Origin of the sequence: Eubacterium sp. An11, assembly GCF_002161065.1 — a bacterium.
Lineage (GTDB): Bacteria > Bacillota > Clostridia > Lachnospirales > Lachnospiraceae > Anaerobutyricum > Anaerobutyricum faecale.
In genome coordinates this window covers 30,995-51,704 of the sequence record NZ_NFLV01000020.1, presented here as the reverse complement: position 1 = coordinate 51,704, position 20,710 = coordinate 30,995, and the positions used below count along the sequence as shown (strand labels likewise).

At 48.1% G+C, this 20,710-nt stretch carries 19 protein-coding genes; 1 reads left to right on the top strand and 18 read right to left on the bottom strand.

The features are described 5' to 3' along the window. Positions 1-23 precede the first annotated feature (23 nt). From B5E53_RS13515 to B5E53_RS13490, 6 genes are all read right to left on the bottom strand, one after another. Positions 24-1,172, bottom strand: a complete 1,149-nt coding sequence (locus tag B5E53_RS13515) for an ABC transporter substrate-binding protein (protein ID WP_242963725.1) — start codon at positions 1,170-1,172, stop codon at positions 24-26. Beyond that, a complete protein-coding gene (locus tag B5E53_RS13510) occupies positions 1,169-1,960 on the bottom strand; it encodes an ABC transporter permease (protein WP_087315904.1) in 792 nt (263 codons plus the stop codon). The genes B5E53_RS13515 and B5E53_RS13510 overlap by 4 nt, the downstream gene beginning before the upstream one ends. Then, the gene (locus tag B5E53_RS13505; RefSeq protein WP_087315902.1) at positions 1,954-2,769 is read right to left on the bottom strand and encodes an ABC transporter permease; all 816 of its coding nucleotides are present in this window, start codon (positions 2,767-2,769) and stop codon (positions 1,954-1,956) included. Before B5E53_RS13505 ends, B5E53_RS13510 begins: the two co-directional genes overlap by 7 nt. Further along, complete coding sequence (locus tag B5E53_RS13500) at positions 2,762-3,835, bottom strand: ABC transporter ATP-binding protein (RefSeq protein ID WP_087315900.1); 1,074 nt, start codon at positions 3,833-3,835, stop codon at positions 2,762-2,764. The genes B5E53_RS13505 and B5E53_RS13500 overlap by 8 nt, the downstream gene beginning before the upstream one ends. 46 nt (positions 3,836-3,881) lie before the next feature. After that, on the bottom strand, positions 3,882-4,418 hold the full coding sequence (locus tag B5E53_RS13495) for a helix-turn-helix domain-containing protein (RefSeq protein WP_087315932.1): 537 nt from the start codon (positions 4,416-4,418) through the stop codon (positions 3,882-3,884). 342 nt (positions 4,419-4,760) lie between these two features. Further along, positions 4,761-5,555, bottom strand: coding sequence for a molybdopterin-binding protein (locus B5E53_RS13490; protein ID WP_087315898.1), 795 nt, complete (start codon positions 5,553-5,555; stop codon positions 4,761-4,763). A gap of 235 nt (positions 5,556-5,790) precedes the next feature. Between B5E53_RS13490 and sigG the strand changes: the two genes are divergently transcribed. Further along, complete coding sequence (gene sigG, locus B5E53_RS13485) at positions 5,791-6,570, top strand: RNA polymerase sporulation sigma factor SigG (RefSeq protein ID WP_087315896.1); 780 nt, start codon at positions 5,791-5,793, stop codon at positions 6,568-6,570. A 113-nt stretch (positions 6,571-6,683) separates the two neighbouring features. Here sigG and sigE read toward each other — a convergent pair whose 3' ends face one another. The 12 genes from sigE to mraZ form a co-directional block, all read right to left on the bottom strand. Continuing rightward, positions 6,684-7,397 carry an RNA polymerase sporulation sigma factor SigE gene (sigE, locus tag B5E53_RS13480; RefSeq protein ID WP_087315930.1) on the bottom strand — a complete coding sequence of 238 codons (714 nt, stop codon included), beginning with the start codon at positions 7,395-7,397 and terminating at the stop codon, positions 6,684-6,686. 78 nt (positions 7,398-7,475) lie between these two features. Further along, positions 7,476-8,381: a sigma-E processing peptidase SpoIIGA gene (locus B5E53_RS13475; protein WP_087315894.1), complete on the bottom strand. Its 906-nt coding sequence runs from the start codon at positions 8,379-8,381 to the stop codon at positions 7,476-7,478. 227 nt (positions 8,382-8,608) lie between these two features. Continuing rightward, complete coding sequence (gene ftsZ / locus B5E53_RS13470) at positions 8,609-9,757, bottom strand: cell division protein FtsZ (protein WP_087315892.1); 1,149 nt, start codon at positions 9,755-9,757, stop codon at positions 8,609-8,611. A gap of 226 nt (positions 9,758-9,983) precedes the next feature. Next, on the bottom strand, positions 9,984-10,736 hold the full coding sequence (locus tag B5E53_RS13465) for a cell division protein FtsQ/DivIB (RefSeq protein WP_087315890.1): 753 nt from the start codon (positions 10,734-10,736) through the stop codon (positions 9,984-9,986). Between the two features lie 24 nt (positions 10,737-10,760). Then, entirely contained in the window at positions 10,761-11,969 is a 1,209-nt protein-coding gene (locus B5E53_RS13460) for an FtsW/RodA/SpoVE family cell cycle protein (RefSeq protein ID WP_343215656.1), read from the bottom strand. 5 nt (positions 11,970-11,974) lie between these two features. After that, positions 11,975-13,333, bottom strand: coding sequence for a UDP-N-acetylmuramoyl-L-alanine--D-glutamate ligase (murD, locus tag B5E53_RS13455; RefSeq protein WP_087315889.1), 1,359 nt, complete (start codon positions 13,331-13,333; stop codon positions 11,975-11,977). Between the two features lie 18 nt (positions 13,334-13,351). After that, positions 13,352-14,305 (bottom strand): phospho-N-acetylmuramoyl-pentapeptide-transferase, encoded by a 954-nt coding sequence (mraY, locus tag B5E53_RS13450; RefSeq protein WP_087315887.1) that lies wholly within the window; start codon positions 14,303-14,305, stop codon positions 13,352-13,354. A 107-nt stretch (positions 14,306-14,412) separates the two neighbouring features. Next, positions 14,413-16,026 (bottom strand): penicillin-binding transpeptidase domain-containing protein, encoded by a 1,614-nt coding sequence (locus tag B5E53_RS13445; protein WP_343215657.1) that lies wholly within the window; start codon positions 16,024-16,026, stop codon positions 14,413-14,415. A 165-nt stretch (positions 16,027-16,191) separates the two neighbouring features. Further along, on the bottom strand, positions 16,192-18,516 hold the full coding sequence (locus B5E53_RS13440) for a penicillin-binding protein 2 (RefSeq protein WP_242963724.1): 2,325 nt from the start codon (positions 18,514-18,516) through the stop codon (positions 16,192-16,194). Positions 18,517-18,519: 3 nt separating this feature from the next. Then, positions 18,520-19,065, bottom strand: a complete 546-nt coding sequence (locus tag B5E53_RS13435) for a hypothetical protein (protein ID WP_087315881.1) — start codon at positions 19,063-19,065, stop codon at positions 18,520-18,522. 36 nt (positions 19,066-19,101) lie between these two features. Next, positions 19,102-20,043 carry a 16S rRNA (cytosine(1402)-N(4))-methyltransferase RsmH gene (rsmH, locus tag B5E53_RS13430; RefSeq protein ID WP_087315926.1) on the bottom strand — a complete coding sequence of 314 codons (942 nt, stop codon included), beginning with the start codon at positions 20,041-20,043 and terminating at the stop codon, positions 19,102-19,104. A gap of 74 nt (positions 20,044-20,117) precedes the next feature. Beyond that, positions 20,118-20,540, bottom strand: a complete 423-nt coding sequence (gene mraZ, locus B5E53_RS13425; RefSeq protein ID WP_087315879.1) for a division/cell wall cluster transcriptional repressor MraZ — start codon at positions 20,538-20,540, stop codon at positions 20,118-20,120. Positions 20,541-20,710: the final 170 nt, after the last annotated feature.

Here is a 20,710-nt window from a genome sequence, read left to right as displayed (position 1 = left end):
GCTTTCGTTGGTCTGCCATTTTTTTAATAAGCCTTCAATTCTTTCCACAGACGGCTGTAATAACTGTCCATTTCCTCTCCCAGATACTGATAGACTTCGCATTTATTCATGATATCCTCATCCGGGAAAATGGTCGGATCTTCCCTGGTTTCCTCATCCAGTTCCTCGTAAACAGCTTTATTCGGAGTTCCATACCAGATATAATCAAAATTCAGCATGGCAATATCCGGGCGGTTCATAAAATCAATGAATTTTTCCGCCGCCTCCTTATGTTTTGCGGTCTTCGGGATCATCCAGCAGTCAAACCAGATATTCGTCCCTTCTTTCGGAACCACATATGTGAGATCTTCATTCTCCTCGATGGCCACCGTGGCATCACCGGAATAAATGACGCTGAGGGCTGCATCTCCGGAGATCATGGCGTCTTTGGTCTCGTCCACCAGATAAGCTGCCAGCAGATGTTTCTGCTCCATAAGCATAGACTGCGCCTCCAGAAGAGCATTTTTATCCGTGGTATTGATGGAATATCCTTTCAGCTTCAAAGGCGCAATGAAAGCATCCCGGACGCTGTTTTCCATGATGATCTGATCTTTATACTTCTCATTCCAGAGAACAGACCAGCTGTCCACATCCTCGTCGACCATTTTTTCATTGTAAAGGATTCCCACCGTGCCGAAGAAATACGGAATGGCATACTGATTTTCCGGATCAAACGCCTTGCAGAAATCCATGTATTTCTGATCCACATTTTCAAAATACTCCATACCGGAAGTATCAATGGGCTGCGCCTCTCCGTCCATGATCATTCTCTCGATCATATAATCGGAGGTACAGATCAGATCATAGTTTATGCCGCCGGACTGATACTTGGTGTACATGTCCTCCGGCGTGATATATTCTTCATACTTTACTTCAATGCCTGTCTCATCCTCAAACATCTGGATGGTGTCTCTGTCAATGTAATCGCCATAATTGAAAATGACCAGCGTATTCTCATCTTCCGCTGCATGGCCTCCGGCACAGCCGGCTGCAGCCAATGCCGTACCCAGCACTGCCAGCGACAAAATGCATCTCTTCCGGAACCTGCCTTTCTTTCCTGCAGCGGTTTTTCCCGGAGTCCTGCCGATTTCTCTTGTACCGGCATTATGGAAAATATTTTTCAAATGTTTCAATACTGCACCTCCTTCTTTTCCTTCGTGGCCGACAGACGGTTGATGATGGCAAGAAGGATCAAAATGATAAACAGCAGCAGTGTGGACAAGGCGTACATCTGCGGGTTGATCCCCCGTCGGAGCTGCTGATAGATCATGGTGGATATGGTGTTGATGCCGGCGCCTTTGGTAAAGTATGTCACCACGAAATCATCCATGGATATGGTGAAGGCGAAGAAAAATCCGGCGAGGATTCCCGACATGATCTCCGGGAGGATCACCTTCACAAAGGCGTACACGTGGGACGCTCCCAGATCCAGGGCCGCCTCGTAGAGATTCTTGTCCACCTGCTGCAGTTTCGGCATCACATTGAGTATGACATAGGGAAGTCCGATGGTCACATGGGCAATGAGCATGGAACTGAATCCCAGGGTCATGAAATGCACAAATAAAAGCATGATGGCGATACCGGTAACCATCTCTGAGTTCAGCAGAGGAATGTTCGCCACCGACTGCATCACGCCTTTCATTTTCTTACCCATCGCAGACATGGCGATGCATGCCAGCGTACCAATGACAGTGGCAATAAGAGCCGCTGAGGTAGTAAGAATCAAAGAAGTACGCACCGCCAGCAGGACCTCCTCATTCTGAAACAGATCTGTGTACCAGTGGAGGGTAAAACCGCCCCATACAGTCCTGATTTTCGAGTCATTAAAAGAACAGACAATGAGAATCAGCAGAGGCGAATACAGTAAGAATCCGATCAGGCCCACATAAATCCTGCCTGCATATTTTTTTGCTTTTACCATAACATTGTATCTCCTTCCTCCGCTTTGCTTCTGTTCATAACAGCCATGCTGATCAGAATAAATACCATCAGAACGATCGAGAGACCGGAACCGAGATTCCAGTTGTTGGACAGATTAAACTCCTGTTCAATGACGTTTCCGAGAAGAAGGATCTTGGATCCGCCGAGAATATCCGCCACAACGAACTCCGACATACTTGGAATAAAGACCATGGTCACTCCGCTGATAACGCCCGGCAGAGAAAGCGGGACGATAATTTTTCTGAAAGTCACAAAAACTGTCGCTCCCAGATCCTGGGCCGCCTCAATGACATCCTTGTCGATCTTACTCATCACATTATAAATCGGCAGAATCATAAACGGCAGATAATCGTACACCATACCGATGAGAATCGCCCCTTTTGTATACATGATCCGCTGCGCCGGCAGGCCAAAAAAGCCCAGAAGGGCGTTGATGATCCCGGTGTTGGAAAGAAGCATCTGCATGGCCAGTACTCTCAAAAGAAAGTTGATCCACATGGGCAGGATAAACAGCATGATGATGGTGTTGGATACCTTGCCCTCATGCTGACTCAAAATATAGGCCAGAGGATAGGCGATCACAAGACAGATCACCGTGCTGCCAAGCGCCATCACCAGAGAATTACCAAAAGCCTTATAATGTACCGGGTCAGCGATGGCCAATACATTTTCCAGTGTAAACGCGCCGCTGCCGTCGGTCAGACCGTAGTAAAGAATCATAAACAGCGGTAAAATAATAAATCCCAGTGCCCACACGATGTATGGGCTTGCCAATATCTTTCTATTCATTTACATTCACCGCTTTCTCGTCATCAGATTCCGGTTTATTCATGATCTGAATATTAAATGGAATGACTGAAATGCTCACCTTCGTGCCCACCGGATGACAGACTGTGCTGTGCACCAGCCATTCATAACCGCCGGCCATGACGTCCATCTCATAATGAACGCCCTTAAAAATGAGGGAGGTGACCACACCGTCCAGAATGCCTTTTCCTTCTTCCCCGAGAATCACATCCTCCGGACGAACCACCACGTCCACCGGACGGTTGGTGCCAAATCCCACATCCACGCATTCAAACTTATGTCCCAAAATCTCCACCAGCCTGTCTTCCAGCATAATACCGTCGATGATATTGCTGTCGCCGATAAAGTCTGCCACAAAAGCGTTCTCCGGCTCGTTATAGATATCTTCCGGCGTACCCATCTGCTGAATATACCCCTGGTTCATGACCACCACTTTATCAGACATGGTCAGCGCCTCTTCCTGGTCATGAGTAATATAAATAAATGTGATGCCAAGCTCCTCCTTCAGGCGCATCAGCTCGTACTGCATGTCCTGGCGGAGCTTTAAATCGAGGGCCCCCAGGGGCTCGTCAAGGAGCAGCACTTTCGGCTCATTGACAATGGCTCTGGCGATGGCAATCCGCTGCTGCTGGCCGCCGCTCAAAGAAGAAGGCTTACGTTTCTCATAGCCGTCCAGATTCACCAGTTTTAAGGCATATTTGATCTTATCCCGGATATAGCTGTCCGACTTTTTCTTGATCTTTAGACCAAATGCGATGTTCTCCTCAATGGTCATATGCTGAAAAAGCGCATATTTCTGGAATACCGTGTTCAGATTTCTCTTGTTGGCCGGAACATCGGTGATATCTTTTCCGTCAAAAATCACTCTGCCCCGGTCCGGTTTCTCAAAACCGCCGATAATCCGCAGCGTGGTCGTCTTTCCGCATCCGGATGGTCCCAGGAGGGTGATAAATTCATTTTCTTTGACCTCCAGACACAGGTCATCCAGTACCATGGTTTCTCCAAAGGACTTGGAAATGTGATTTAATTCCACTAAGTTATTTTTCATTTATGTTTTCCCTGTATTCTAACCTTTCTCTCTGAATTTACATTTTCTAAAAACTTGGAGGGGATGTCACCCATAAAATATCCGCACCTTTTTCGGAAGAAATGTAATGAGTCCGGTCGGCCGTATAGTAAAAAGAATCTCCCTTTCCGGCTGTGTGTATCTCCTTTCCCAGATGAATCACGATCTCTCCCCGCAGTACATATCCGAATTCTTCCCCCTCGTGGGGATTATCCGGATAGGTGGAACCTTTCGCATCCAGATGCAGATAAATCGGCTCCATGGTATTTTTCTGAGCATTGGGAATGATCCACTGGATTCGGTTACCGTACTCTTTATCTTCTTTTACAAAATAATCTTCTTCTGTAAAGACAATCTGTTCCTGTTCCTTCTCGCTGCGAAAAAATTCTCCGATGGAAGTTCCCAGGCATTGCAGGATATCCTCCAGAGTTGATATGGAAGGAGACGTCATATCCCGTTCCAGCTGGGAGATAAACCCCTTGCTCAGCTCGGCCCGGTCCGCCAGCTCTTCCTGTGTCAACCCCTGCTTTTTTCTCAAATCTCTGATTCTATGTCCAATATCCATACTTTCCGGCCCACAGCGCTGTCTTCCTTTGACATGAAAAACCGCGTCTGCCCTTCTGCTGTTTCTGGCAGAAAATGCCCGGCGGCACCTCCTTTTTCTCTCTTTTTTCTCTTTTCCCTCTGCGGACTTTTTCGTCACGCGGGAAGGTCAGTAATTACTAAACAGAAAGTTTAGTATAATTAAACAAGCTGTATTATGGCAGACACTGGTATATTTGTCAAGAAAAAAATCCTGCCCGATGCAGGCATTCGCCGCCATACATCTGACAGGATGATCTCATAGTGTTCGTACAGGTATTTTGTATTGTTTTATTCCGGAGTGATCTGCGTGTTTTCTTTTGATCTACGCGTCTTCTTTTACCCAGGCAATCTTATCTGCGAGGATCTCCGCAATCTTTGTCACCACTGGCTTCATGAGCACCAGAGCTTCCTCTCTGGTCTTTCCGGAGGCTGTCACCCGGATCAAAACGCCGTCCTCTTTGGCATAGGTGGCCACTGTCGGGTTCTCATTATCAAGGATATCGCCCAGCTGGTCCGCGATCGGCGCCTCCCCGATGACGCTCAGCGGCAGTTCATCCGGTCCCTTGACCTTGATATTGATGGATACAAAAACATGGTCGGAAAGGCGCCGGATGTACAGTCGGCTGCACTCCTCAAATAATGCCTTCATCTCCTTCGGCGGTCCCGGAAGCATGATCACCGCTTTATTGCCCTGGGCCATGATGATCCCCGGCGCCAGACCAGCCGGATTGGTGATGACCAGCGCGCCCTCCGGCATCATAGCCTGTTTTTTCTGACTTTCTGTCATCTGAGTGATGCCATAGGATTCCAGCCTCTTTTTCACATGCTGATACGTCTTTTTGTCAAAAATCAGCTGTTTGCCAAAATAAGAAGCCGCCACTTCCTTGGTCAGATCATCCTTCGTCGGCCCGAGGCCTCCGGTGGTGATAATCAGGTCCGAACGCTCCAGAGCCGTTCTTAATACATTGCTGAGTCTCTCCTCGTTGTCTCCGACTACGGACTGATAATACAGGTCAATGCCCAGTTTTGCCATCTCTTTGGCAATGTACTGGGCGTTAGTATTTACGATATTTCCCAATAACAGTTCCGTTCCAACACTGATAATTTCCGCTACCATAACTCTCGCCTTTCTTCTCTGTTTTTATTTCATTATAACAGAGGCTCTCATTTTTTTCCAGAGCGGCAGCCTGGTTTTTATCCTGACATTCTGAATAAATTCGGCGCTTTGCGTTCATCCTTTTATATGAACGCAGGAGAAATTTTCTGCAGACATCACAGGATTGATTTCCTGCCGCAGGCAGGGTTCAGAAAACAGAATGTAAAAAGCAGGATATAACAGCAGGAGGGTACAAATGTTTCTAAACAAGGTAGAAATATGCGGTGTAAACACCTCGGAGCTTCCCCTTCTCTCAGAAGAGGAAAAAAACAGCCTGTTTGAGAAAATCGAACAGGGAGATGCCGACGCCAGAGAGCAGTATATCAAAGGCAATCTCCGGCTGGTTTTAAGCGTCATTCAGCGTTTCTCCGGCAACCATGAAAATGCCGATGATCTGTTTCAGGTGGGATGCATCGGCCTGATGAAAGCCATCGACAATTTTGACCGGACCCTGGACGTCAAATTTTCCACCTATGCCGTCCCTATGATCCTCGGAGAAGTCCGCCGCTATCTCAGAGACAACAACAGTATCCGGGTCAGCCGTTCCCTCCGGGACACGGCCTACAAAGCCATCTACGCCAGGGAGCAGCTGCTCAAGACCATGGACCGGGATCCGACCATTGAGGAAATCTCTAAAGAAATCAATCTTCCGGAAGAGGACATCATCTATGCCCTGGACGCCATCGCCACTCCCGTCTCTCTCTTTGAACCGGTGTATCAGGACGGAAATGACGCTCTTTTTCTCATGGATCAGGTTTGTGATAAAAAAAGCAGGGAAGAGACCTGGGTGGAACATCTGGCTCTGCAGGACGCTATGAATCAGCTTACCAGCCGGGAATATAATATTATCCGGAAACGATTCTATGAAGGAAAGACTCAGACGGAGGTCGCCGATGAGATCAGCATCTCCCAGGCCCAGGTCAGCCGCCTGGAAAAAAACGCGCTGAAATCCATCCGAAGCTACTTAAATGAATAACACCACTAAAAAATCTGCCGCAACGCCGATGATCGCTCAAAAGGGGAAAACTTTTTCATCCCGGACAGATGATTCGTTTTCCTCTGAAGCGTGCCGCAGATTTTTTACAGGTTTCATTCCATTTTTATCATCTCTTTTTTCAGCCTATGTATGATCTTTTTCTCCAGACGGGAAATGTAAGACTGGGAGATGCCGAGCATATCCGCCACCTCTTTCTGGGTCTTCTCCTCCTCGTTTCCGTTGAGCCCGAAACGCAGGGAAATGATCAGCTTTTCTCTGTCCGTAAGGGTCTCCATGGCTTTTTTCAGCAGTTTTTTATCAATCTCATCCTCAATGTCTCTGGAAATGATATCGTCGTCGGTCCCCAGGATATCTGACAGGAGCAGTTCGTTTCCATCCCAGTCCACATTGAGGGGCTCGTCAATGGAAACCTCCATTCTTGTCTTGCTGGTCCTTCTCAGATACATGAGAATCTCGTTTTCTATGCAGCGGGACGCGTAGGTGGCCAGCTTGATTTTCCGTTCCAGGTTGAAGGTCTGAATGGCCTTGATGAGACCTATGGTCCCAATGGAAATCAAATCCTCCACTCCGATGCCCGTGTTCTCGAATTTTTTTGCTATGTATACCACCAGTCTTAAATTTCTCTCAATCAGGATCGCCTTGGCTTCCTCGCTTCTTCTCGTATCCAACTGGCTTAATACATAAGCCTCTTCTTCCGGCTCCAGCGGCGGCGGAAGCACGTCGGTTCCTCCTATGTAATGGACTTCTCCCCGCGGATGAAACAACTGCTTTACGTTGTTTACCATGGTGAATTTCACCCGCTCCATTCCCGATACATTTAACACAACTGGCATCTGTCCTATCCCCTCCTAAATCAGTACAGACTCTTGTAGCCGCCGATCGGTTCAGCTTTCTCTGCCCGTATCGACACCCGGCGTCTGTTTTGTAAAAATATCTGCCGGCAGCAATACCGCAAATCTTCCGTCCTGAAAGATTTCCTGTGCGGTGATTCCCATCAGTCCCTCTGTGTCTGCGAGCACCTCCCCATGTTTTTTTACAATGATGTGGTCCGCAGCAATTCCCGGCATCCAGCCGTCTTTCCTGCCGACGGACGAATACGTAATCCGGTGGATCCCCGACCACAGATTTTCTGTCATGATTTTCCAGGGAAAATCCTTTTGTGTCACAAGAAAAGAAAGGATTTTCTTTTCCTCTTCATCCAGAAGTCCCTCCGCTTTTTCCAGAGGCAGGACACAGATTCCTCTTCCTGTCCACTGACTGACCAGAAGATTCCCGGAATCGTACCATCCCTGCAGACTCACAGTACGTCCTTTTCTCCGGATCTCCACTTCATAGGTACATTCTTTGATCTTCTCTGTCTCCCGCTGCATCCTCTTCCCCGCGCTTCTTATAAAAGCGGCCGCAGCCATACAGCCGACAGGCACCCACCATTGTACCGGCGGCGCTTTTCCTCTCTCTGTCAAAATATGAAGCAGAACATGACAAAAGCCGCCCAGAAGGAAGGTATACCCAAAGACCGCCGCCGCAGTTTTCAAAAAAAGCGGCAGACTGCGGATGGAAAACGTCCACAGAAGAACCAGACTGATCAAAAAGAATCCTTCCAGCATTCTCACTGTGCCGGAAACAATTCCCGCCTGGCAAAGCCAGAACAGGTAGCTTCCCGCCGCCAGAAAGGCTCCTGCTGCAATTCTTCTTTCTTTCATGCCGGGAAAAAAATCTTTTTTCACCAGCGCCAAAATCAGGTAGTCAATCATCCAGTTCAACAAAAACAGAACGTCCAGATAAATCATGTTTCATAAAATCTCAGTGTTTTTCAGAAACCGATGGTTTTTTATTCTGCGAATTTATTGTACTATAAAAGAATACAAAAAAAAGTCGAAACCGATAGGAAAAATCCTAAATGTTTCGACTTTTTTATACACAGAAAAGGCCGGCTCCCGCCGGCCCTTGCATATAGTATTGATTCATCTGGTTATTTCATCATATAACAACAGATTCTCCAGACATTGTCTGTCTTTTACCGTCTCTTCTGAAGAAATTCCGGGATCTTAATCTCCATATCCCCTGCATCGTAAGAACGGGAGGAGTTATTTGGCTGCTCCGCTCTCTTGGAAGGAGCGGTCTTGATAGCCTGACCATTATATGTAGGTCCGTTCTCCGGCTTCTTGCTGCCAGCCGGGCGGGTACTCTTCTTGGAAGTGCCTGTGCCGGATACGTCGTGAAGACCGGTGGCGATGATCGTGATGCTCACCTCGTCTTCCGGAATGTCTTCGCTCTCCACATTACCGAAGATAATGTTGGCTTCGTCGCCGGCCACTTCTGTCAGATAAGAAACAGCCTCGTATACTTCCTGAATGCCCACATCTCCGGAGAAGTTGATGATAATGTCGGTGGCGCCGCTCACTGTTGTCTCCAGCAGCGGGCTCTCCATGGCCTTTTTGATGGCCTCCACAGCTTTATCTTCACCACTGCCCACGCCAATACCGATATGAGCAATGCCCTTGTCTCTCATGACAGTCTGGATATCCGCGAAATCCAGGTTAATGAGACCCGGTTTAAAAATCAGGTCGGTGATTCCCTGTACACCCTGCTGGAGTACTTCGTCTGCCTTGCAGAAGGCATCCTTGATGGATGTTCTCTTATCACAAATCTGCAGCAGCTTATCGTTTGGGATAATGATCAGTGTATCTACGTTCTCTTTGAGACGCTCAATACCCATGAGCGCATTGTTCATCCTTGGCTTGCCCTCAAAGATAAATGGTTTGGTGACAACACCCACTGTCAGTATTCCCAGATCTTTAGCGATCTCTGCCACAATCGGAGCTGCACCTGTACCGGTTCCGCCTCCCATACCGCAGGTTACAAAAACCATATCGGCATCTTTGACCAGCTCGGTAATCTCGTCCCGGTTCTCTTCCACCGCAGCCGCACCGATTTCCGGTTTTGCTCCGGCGCCCAGTCCCTTGGTCAGTCTCTCTCCAATCTGTACGCGTGTAGCCGCCTTACATAAATCCAGAGCCTGTTTATCTGTATTGATACCGATTAATTCCACTCCCTCAATTGATTCGTCAACCATACGGTTCACGGCATTGTTTCCGGCTCCGCCGACTCCGATTACCAGGATTTTAGCGTGAGCTAATTCTTCGTTTGACATAATTTCCAGCAAGGTCTACTCCTCCTTATTCTATATAAATGAATATAATCCACCTGATTTTAGTTTATGGTTATATAATACGTTTTTTCATAGAAATAATCAACAAAAATTTTTATTTTTGTCACGTTCCTATTTTCACTGTTTTTCCAAATTATATGTATATTCCTGTTTTTTCTGAAGTATGAATCATTTTTGCATTATTTTTTAACGAAAAACTCTTTTTCAAAACTATTTTTGTTTATTCACGAAAAGTAATGATGTTTTTTTCGTCTGTAAACAGATGCATATCGATGGTTCCTTTTTCATGCTCTTTGGACACCGCGCTGAGAATCTCCGAAATTCTGGACATCTTTCCGTCCAGATAGGCAGGAGTTCCCAGATAAATTTCAAATTTACCGGACAAAAGCGTGATATCATCCTCACTCTCAAAATGTATCTCGGAAATGTTCAGTCCATAGGTACTGATTTTTTCCGTGATAGAAAGAATGGTGTGGAAATAATCTCCGTCCACCGGAATCTTTTCGCCGAGAACCATTTTATTAAATTTCACGCCCGTCACCACCGGAACGCCGGCAAACAGATAATCCCGGCTTTCCTGCGCGATGCCCTCGGAATCAAAATATACATTTTCATTCATATACTCGAAAACGCCTGACCGAAGCTTCTCTTTCACATGAATCTTCAGCGTATGCGTATCGCCGAAACTCATGGAGATATCTTCGATGAAAGGCAGGTATTTCTGTCCGAAAATCCGGTTCTGTGCCATCATGACCAGGGTATTTCCCACATAATCTTTTTTCTTTACTTCACGGATGATCTCCCCGGACGTGTAAGTCTGATTGCCGCTCACCTCAATGTTTTTAACAGAGAATCCCACGATCACACAGGCGGCGCCCAGACCCAGAATACACAGAAAGCACAGCCAGAAAATTATTTTATGCAGTTTATTGTTCTTCGTATTTTTGATAAGCGTCAACTGTCTGCTCTTCATTTCTCCCCCATTGAAACAAAACCGCTATTCCTTTATCCGCATGTACCTGGAAACCGACAACACCAGCCCCATCTCGATCAGCAGGAAACACAGCGATGTGCCTCCGTAACTGATAAAGGGCAGCGGAATTCCCGTGTTCGGTATGGTGTTGGTCACCACGCCGATATTAATGAATACCTGGATTCCCAGATGAGCGATGGTACCCACCACGATCATGGAGCCGTACAGATCAGCGGCGTTGAGAGCCACTACCATAAATCTCCATAAAAGGACAAAATAAATGATCAGGATGCCCACCGCGCCGAAAAGTCCCAGTTCCTCGCAGATAATGGAAAAAATCATATCGTTGTGCGTCTCCGGCAGAAACCCCATCTTCTGCATGCTCTGCCCGAGCCCCTTTCCAAACAAGCCGCCGGAACCGATGGCGTACAGGCCCTGCATGGTCTGAAGACCGGTCTCATACTGCTCCGGATTCAGCCATATTTTGATCCGCTCCACCCGGTATCCCTGGGTGAGCAGCAAAATGGCGATTCCCGCCACCCCGGCCAATCCAATGGCAATGAACGGTTTCCATTTGTCACTGGCCACAAAAATCATGATGACTGTGATGGCCAGCAGGATAATACAGGTACTCAGATTCTCAATACCGACCACGACGATGATCGGCACCGCCAGGACAAAGCTTTTGAGAATCCCTTTCCAGGTCCTCAGCTGTTTGGCGTGGCGGCTTATGTATATGGCAAAAATCACAATCAGTGAAACCTTTGCCGCCTCTGATGGCTGAAAGCTCAGGGGGCCGATATTGAGCCAACGTTTGGACCCGTGGGATACCGCCGCAAATACCAGAGTGAAAATAAGCAGCAGGATGGTTCCCCAGTAATAGACCGGGAGCATCCATTTCCGGCTTCTCCAGAAATGATAGTCAATCCGGGCGACCAAAAACATGGCAACAACTCCGATCACCGCAAAGACTGCCTGACGTTTCAGCCAGTATGCAGCGTCATTCATGTACAGGCTTCCCCGGTAAGAACTTGTGCTGTATACCATCACAAGGCCGAAGCCCACCAGAAAAATCACCAGAAATACAATGGAATAATCCATGGTGTGGGGACGGCGCACCGCCGTCCGGCTTCTGACGCCGGTTTTCCCGGCTGTGGTCCGTTTTCCCGTGCCGCCCGGCCTGGCTGTCGTACGTCTCTGCATATTTGCTTTTCCGGACATTTTACCAGCCATTTTACTCACCCCTTGAATCTGCGGACAATCTCTTTAAATACCTGTCCCCTGACCTCATAATTCTTAAACATTCCCCAGCTGGCGCAGGCCGGAGACAACAGCACCGCATCTCCCGGAACTGCCTTCTCTCTCGCAATCTCCATGGCTTCCTCAAATGTATCGGCATAGATGACATTCTGAAATCCGTGAGCCACAGCGGTCTTTCCGATTGCCCGGGCGGTGGCGCCCATGAGGATCAGATATTTTACCTTTCCATCGAAAGATTCAATCCACTCATCGTACTCCGCCTTTTTATCATAGCCGCCTCCCAGAAGGATGGTCGGTTTCACCATGGCCTGAATGCCTTTGATGGCCGCATCCGGGTTGGTACCCTTGGAATCATTATAATAGTCGACGCCGTCCACGGTATCCACATACTCGATACGGTGTTCCACCGCGCGGAACTCCATGACTGCCTCCCGGATATTCTCCACCGGAACGCCCATATAATAACTAATGCCGATGGCCGCCAGAATATTCTCATGATTATGGCTGCCGAGAAGACGAATCTCCTTTGTGGAACAGACCGGGATCTCTTCCCTGCCGGTCCGGATCACAAAAGTATCTCCTTTTAACACAATACCCTCTTTTAAATCTTCTTTCCGGCTGAACATCACCGGAGTGGCCGGTGTTCTCTCCGCCATGGCTCTGGTGGCCGGATCGTCATAATTTAACACGATCACATCGTCTTTGGTCTGTTTTTTTGAGATGGAGAGCTTCGTCTCCCCGTAAACTTCCATAGTTCCGTGACGGTCCAGGTGATCCGGCGTCAGATTGAGCACCGCGCTGACCGCCGGATGGAAGTCCACCGTGGTCTCCAGCTGAAAGCTGCTGATCTCCGCGGCGATCACCGAATCCGGGCGGGTATCCAGCGCCACCGAAGTAAACGGAATACCGATATTTCCCACAACGAATACCGAATCATACCAGGATTTTAAGATGCTTCCCACCAGCGCTGTCGTGGTAGTCTTCCCGTTGGTTCCTGTGATAGCCGCGATTTTGCCTTTGGCGAAATGGCTGGCCAGCTCAATCTCTCCCCAGACAATCTTTCCTCTATCATAAAAGGAGCGGGCAATGGAACTGTTCACAGAGATTCCCGGGCTCAGGATCAGCATATCGTACTGATCTGCCAGGCTATCTTTGTATTCTCCCAGCTCAAATGTCAGATGCATGTTTTCCGGCATCTGTGATACCACTGCCTCCGTATCCAGTTGTTCATTTCCGTCATAGATTGCCGCGTCAAAACCGGCCCGGCCCAGAAGCTTCGCCGCTCCCACGCCGCTGACTCCGGCCCCGGCAATCAGTATATTCTTTCCTTCTAACATAACTCATTCTCCAATCTGCTAATAAGCAAGCATTCCAATCAGGCAGAGCACCGCCGTCACGATGGAAAAGATAGATACCACCTTTGTCTCCGGCCAGCCGGACAGCTCAAAATGATGATGGATCGGCGCCATTTTGAAAATACGTTTTTTGGTCTTTTTATAATAGGTAACCTGTATGATCACCGACAGCACCTCCACAAAATAGATGAAGGCCACGATCGGAAGGAAGAACGGTACCTGCAGCATGTAAGCCATTGACACCACAAATCCTCCCAGTGCCAGGGAACCCGTATCTCCCATAAACACTTTTGCCGGATAGGTATTAAAACAAAGGAATGCCAGCAGGGCACCGATGACAGCGCAGGCCACCGGATGCACATCTGTTTTGGCCGCCACCGCGATGACAGTGAAAAACACGGCGATCAATGTGGTCACACTGGAGGCAAGCCCGTCGAGACCATCGGTGAAGTTTGCTCCGTTGACGGTTCCCAGTACCACAAAAAACAGAATCGGCACATAAAGAATTCCCAGGTCCACCATTTTCCCTCCGGTGAAAGGAATCATAACTTCTGTTCCAAGGCCGGAATAATTTACCATATAAAATGCAAATACCGCCGTGATAAAAATCTGTCCCAGCATTTTCTGCGCCGGCGTCAGTCCCAGATTCCGCTTCATGACTACCTTAATGTAGTCGTCTAAGAAACCGATGAGACCAAATCCCAGAGTCACAAAGAGAACCGGAACGATCTTCGGATAGTCGGCAATATAAAACACCGAGCCCACCAGGATTCCAATGAGAAAGAGGATTCCTCCCATGGTAGGCGTGCCTGACTTCTTCAGATGGGACTCCGGTCCCTCTTCCCGGATGAACTGACCAAATTTCAATCTATGTAAAAACTTGATCATTCCCGGTCCCAGTATTAAAGTGACAAAAAATGCCGCCAGGGCTGGTATTGCAATTGATTGATTCATAGTTTAACCTCCATTTTATCTCTGTGCGCCGGCACATCCGCCGCAAAACAGAACGTGACAGCACACGTAGTAAATTTAAGACATTCTACCACAGTATAATCCTCTTTTCAGATATTATCAAGATAGGGCAGGATATTTTGGAAGATTTCCGCCATCACCGGAGCAGCGATAGTTCCGCCGTAATAGACGCCCACCGGTTCATCGATCAGAACCAGCCCCATAATCTCCGGATGGTCCGCCGGAGCGAAACCGAGGAAAGAAGAAATGTACTTTCCGGTTCCCCGGGGAAGCTTTTCACTGGTGGCTGTCTTTCCTCCCACCTGATAGCCTTCCACCTGGGCGTTCTTTCCTGTTCCTTCTGAGACCACCGCTTCCAGCAGGGAACGCATGGTCTCAGACGTCTGCTCCGTCACCCGCCCCGTCTTTGTCTCGTAAGTCAATTCTGTGATCTCCCCGGTAACAGAATCTTCCGTGCGGATGGCAAAATGGGGAGTCACCAGAGTGCCTCCGTTCACCACGGCACTGACCGCCCGCAGAAGCTGCAGCGGCGTAATCTGAATGGATTGCCCAAAAGACATGGTGGCAAGTTCCACTGCCCCGATATTTTCCAGCTTGTGCATGATGGAACCCGCCTCTCCCGGCAGATCCACACCGGTTTTCTCATACAGTCCCAGTTTCTTATAATATTCCAGCATAGTTCTGGCTCCCACTCTGGCCCCGATCTCCATAAATACCGGATTACAGGAATTCATGACTCCTTTCTTAAAGGTCTCGGTTCCATGTCCCTGGGTTTTGTGGCAGCGGATCTTCCTGTCTTCCACGATCTTATATCCGGGACAGTGAAAGGTGTCATTTAAAGATACCTTTCCTTCTTCCAGAGCGGCGGTGGCCGTCACAATCTTAAAAGTGGATCCCGGCTCATAAGAATCGCTGATCAGCGGATTTCTCCACATGTTGTTCAGTTTATCATTTTCACTGCCCTCCCCGCTTTCATATACGGAGAGAAGCTCGTAAGGTTCATTTAGATCATATTCCGGCACATTTACCATGGCATAAATCTCCCCGTTCTGGGGATTCATCAGAATCACCGAAACACTTTTTGCCTGCTTCTCTTTGAGCACCTTTTCGGCCGCCTGCTGGGCAAACGACTGCATGGTATAGTCCAGAGACAGATAAAGGCTGTCGCCCTGAACGGGTTCCACCCGCTCCTCCGCCGCCGACTCAATCTCAATCCCCTGGAAATCTGTCAGGGTAAGGATCGTTCCGTCAGTTCCCTTTAAGACGCTGTCATACCGGGATTCCAGACCAAGGATTCCCTGATTATCGGAACCGGTAAATCCCAGCACCTTGGAAGCCAGATTGCCGTAAGGATAATATCTCCTGTAATCTTCATCCACCTTGACGCCGCTTAAATTCGCTTCCCGGATCTCATCGGCCGTCTCCTTTGGCACATTGCTCTTGATCTTTTCTCTGGAGGAAACCTTCTCCACCTTCCGGCGGATCTCTTCTTCATCCATGGACAGCTTCTCCGAGAGAAGCTTTATCACTTTCTCCGGTTCTGTCACCTGACTGTAAATGACCGAGATGGTGCATACCGGCTGATTATCTGCCAGCACCACCCCGTTTCTGTCATAAATGATGCCCCGGGCCGCCTTGATGGAACGCTCTCTCTGCTCCACATCTCTGGCCCTCTCACTGAGTTCTTCCGAAGAAATCACCATCAGGTAAAACAGTCTGCAGGCCAGCACACAGAAAAGCAAGGTCAGGCATCCGAAAAGGAAACGGTATTTCCGCTTCTGAAATACATAAATCTCAATCATGCCATCACAATTTCAACTGTTCTTTTATATTCAGTTTACGCAGTATTTGTGCATATATTCTTCTATCTATTCCTCATCTTGTGAGGAAGCACTGTCTGTCTCACTGCTTCCGTCATCCTCCGTGGAGGCATCTTCTTCATCATTCGTCTCATCATCCTGCCCTGCCTGGGTGGATGCGTCATCTGCTCCGGTACCCTCAGAGTCATCGTCTGCAGTGTCCGTCTCCGTGCTGTCAGTGCTAGCATCCGCGGTGTCTTTTTCCGCCTCCTGCTCTTCTTTCGCCGCCTCTTTTTCAGCCTCTTCCTGCGCCTTTTTCTCTTCCATCTGCTGTTTTTCTTCCTCAGTCAGCTCTTCTGTTGGCTCGATCCCCAGAATCTTTACGATTTCTTCCATGCACTCCCGCTCCAGATTCACTGCCAGAGCCGCATTGGCCTGATGGTCCACATTCGGTTCATCGATGGTGACATAGATGAGCAGTTCCGGATCTTCTGCCGGCACAAATCCCACAAAAGAAATGTAATAATCTTCTTTATTTCTCGGAATCTTCTCTGCGGTACCGGTTTTACCTCCAATGGAGTATCCCGGTATCTGCGCCTTGGTTCCCGTTCCGGATTCCACCGTCTTTTTCAGATAACCGCGCATGGTTTCTGAGGTTTCCTCGGAAACAGTCTCCCTTAAAACTTCCGGTTCCTTCTCTTCTACCACATCTCCCTGATCGTTCTGAATCTCCTTCACCACTCTCGGTCTGTAATAATTACCACCGTTGATCAGGGAAGAAAATCCTGCCGCCATCTGCATCATGGAACAGTTGAAGTTCTGACCAAAGGCATTGGTGGCGAGGGTCACTGTATCCCTGTTTTTCTCCGCCGGTATCAGAGATGCGGTCTGTGCCTCTCCCGGCAGGTCTATACCTGTGCTTCGTCCGAAGCCAAACAGATTCTGATATTGATAAAAAATATCATTGCCTTCATTAAAGGCGATATTCATCATTGCCACATTACAGGATTCCGCCACAGCGTCTTCCAGACTGATATTGCCGTGAACATGAGAACATCCGATATTCCAGCTGCCCACATTCAGAGAACCGGTACAATAGTAAGACTCATTGCCCGTCAGCACGCCGGTCTCCAGACCAGCTGCCACTGTAAACGGCTTGTACGTGGATCCCGGTTCATTGGCATCGCTGATGATCGGATTACGCCAGAGCTGATAAAAGCCATCATAAATGGTCATTTTATCTTCTTCTTCCTCCTCTGTGGATGCCTCACTGCCGTCTTCCGCTGTGGTGTCTTCTTCATTTTCTTCCGTGGAAGCCTCGTCCGCTTCGTCCTCGCTGCTCTCCTCCGACTCCTTTTCTTCTGTGTACTCTTTCATCTTGTCGATTTCTTCCTGAGAATACAGCTGTAAAAGCTCCTCCTCATTCATAGGATCATTTAAGTCATAGGGATTGGAAGAAGCCATGCCGAGCACTTCCCCGTTTCTTGGATCCATGACCAGAATACTGGTCATTTTACTGCCCACATCTTTATCAAATTCCGCCAGTTTCTCCTCGATGACCTGCTGGATCTGCATGTCAATGGTACTGACCACGGAATTCCCGTTTTCAGCCGGCTTTACCGTCTGTTCCTGTGTCAGTTCCTGATTAAAATAATAGTAGGAACGTCCGTTGGTTCCATTTAAGGTATCATTATAATATTGTTCGATGCCCCAGTTGCCGCTGTTGCCGGAAGAAGTGAATCCGAGAATCCGGCAGGCCAGATCTTTATATGGATAGACCCGCTTGTAATTCTCCTCAAACATAACGCCTTCCACCAGCCTGGCCCTCTCAATCTCCGCCTTCTCATCGGCCGGGGTATTCGCATCCCAGGACTCGTCCGCCTTGGCCAGGAATTCCCGGAAGGCAGATACTTCGTCATAGTTTAAATTTCTTTTATATACCACATAGTAAGAATTTGCATTTTCCTCAATGGTCTGCCGGAGATCATCTTCGGAAAAACCAAAATATTCATTCAGCACCTGGATGGTCGTCTCCAGAACTTTATTCTCCTTCTTCTGCCCGTCCTCTTCTTCATCCTGACCGGCGGTTCCCACATCAATGATATTTTTCGGTTCCAGCACCAGAGTATAAATCTTCTCATTGGAAGCGAGAATATTTCCGTTGCGGTCGTAGATTCTTCCTCTCTCATAGGCGATGGTAGAGCTGGTATGGTTCTGCTGTCCCAGCACAATGGTCTCAAACTCATCTCCATTTCGTATTGTCCAATAGGCAAGACGTATTGCCAGCAATAAAAAGAGGCAAACAATTACTAAAAATACTACACTCAGTTTGCCCCTCATTGCTGTGGTCAGACGACTTACCTTTTTTTTCTTTTTCGTCACATTACCACCCACTTTTTAATTCGATGTATCAACACTTTCATACTGTCTGAAATAATCGCTTGTACTGCTGTTATAATAAATTACCTGCTCGGGACCCGGATATACCATATGTAATTCTTCTTCTGCAAAAATACGTATTTCATCCAGATTGATATTTTTATCAATTTCCGTCTGCAAAGCGTTCTGTTCACTGAGCAATTCCTCTTTCTCGGATTTCAGACTGGAAATCTCCGAGGAAAGATTATTCAGATGCACCCTTCCTCCCAGATATACAAGGGCAGCTGCCGCGCAGATTATCACTGCCACCGCTGTGATCACCGTGTACTTCCAGTCAAAAACCTGAAGTCTTTCTTTGTTCCGCTGGATCGCCGCCTCCTTTTCCGGATTCACCGGCCGTTCCTTCTGAACTCTCGTCTCCGCCGCTCTTCTGGCGCGGTTATTTTTCTTTTTCTTCGGCTGTGCTCCGTAGGTTCCGTCTCCGTAACGGCCCTCCCCGTCAAGCTTTGTCACATTGCTCCCGTAAATGTAATTGTAACGCTCTGATGTACTATGCAACGCCATATCCAATTCCTCCAACACACTGTATTGTCTCATCTCTTATGAAACGATTCTTTCAAATACACGTAACTTTGCACTTTTGGCCCGGCTGTTCTCTCTGAGTTCTTCCTCTCCCGGTACGATCGGTTTTCTCGTGATCACTCTGCCCTTGGATACCCGTCCGCAGGTGCAGACAGGAAAGCCCGGCGGGCAGATGCACGGATTCTCGCAGGTTCTGAAAATATTTTTCACAATTCTGTCTTCCAGAGAATGGAAGGTGATCACGCAAAGTCTTCCCTCATCTCCGAGAAGATCGACCATTTCTTCCAGATGCCCCTTCAGCACATCAAGCTCATGATTCAGCTCAATGCGAATAGCCTGGAACGTCTTTTTGGCCGGGTGTCCTCCCACCGCTCTCACCTTTCTCGGAATGGCTGCCTTGATGATCTCTGTCAGCTGTCCGGTGGTCTCCACCGGCGCTTCTTTTCTCGCCAGCACAATGTGCTTTGCAATGTTTTTTGCAAATTTATCCTCACCATAATCCCTGATGATATGATAAAGCTCCGTCTCACTGTACGTGTTCACGATATCTCTCGCCGTCCGCTCCTGACGCTTGTCCATACGCATGTCAAGAGGCACGTCTTCTCTGTAGGTAAATCCCCGTTCACCATTATCCAGCTGGTAGGAAGAAACTCCCAGATCCAGCAAAATACCGTCCACTTTGTCAATGGATAACTCCTGAAGTACCTGCTTCATCTGAGCGTAATTGCTCCGGACGATGGTCACCCGGTCTGAATAAGGCGCCAGACGCTGCCCGGCAGCCTCAATGGCATCTCCGTCCTGGTCTATGCCGATGAGACGCCCCCCGTCTGTCAGCCTTTTTGCAATCTCCAGGGAATGTCCTCCTCCTCCCAGAGTGCCGTCCACATAAATCCCGTCCGGCTTAATGTGTAATGATTCAATTGTCTCCGCCAGCATAATGGACTTATGTTTAAACTCCATGGCATCCTCCTTATCAGGCAGCATATTTTTTCTCCGGGTATCCAAGCCCGGAAACTCTGTCCTGATATCTCTGTCTAAAAATCCAGTTCTCCCGCAATGTCCTCGATAGACTCATCTTCCTCGTTCTGATACGCGTCATATTTTTCTGTACTCCACAGCTCAATGCGGTCCGATACGCCAAGAACCGTGACATCTTTGTCTATCTCCGCAAAGCTTCTTAACACCGGTGGTATGAGAAATCTTCCCTGTTTATCTGTTTCGCATTCTACAGAGCTTCCGATAAAGTAACGTTTCAGCTTCCGCGCCTGTCTGGAAGAAGTCGGAAGAGCATTCAGCTTCCCGGCAAAGGTCTCCCAGGAATCCGGCGGAAAAATAAAAAGACATCCGTCCATCCCTTTGGTAAGTACAAATTGTGTTCCGAGTTCTTCCCGAATCTTCGCCGGTAAAATCAGGCGTCCCTTGGCGTCCAGCCCATGTTGAAATTCTCCCTGAAACACATTGCTCACCTTCTTTTACGGAAAACAGACGTCTCCTCCATTCTTCTTTTTGTATCTCTTTCGGGGATACCCTCCCCAGAAAACGTCACTTTTTACCACTTTGCTCCACTTGTCATTTATTTTATCTCATACAGAAAGGTATTGCAACATTATTTTGGGGATATTTTCTA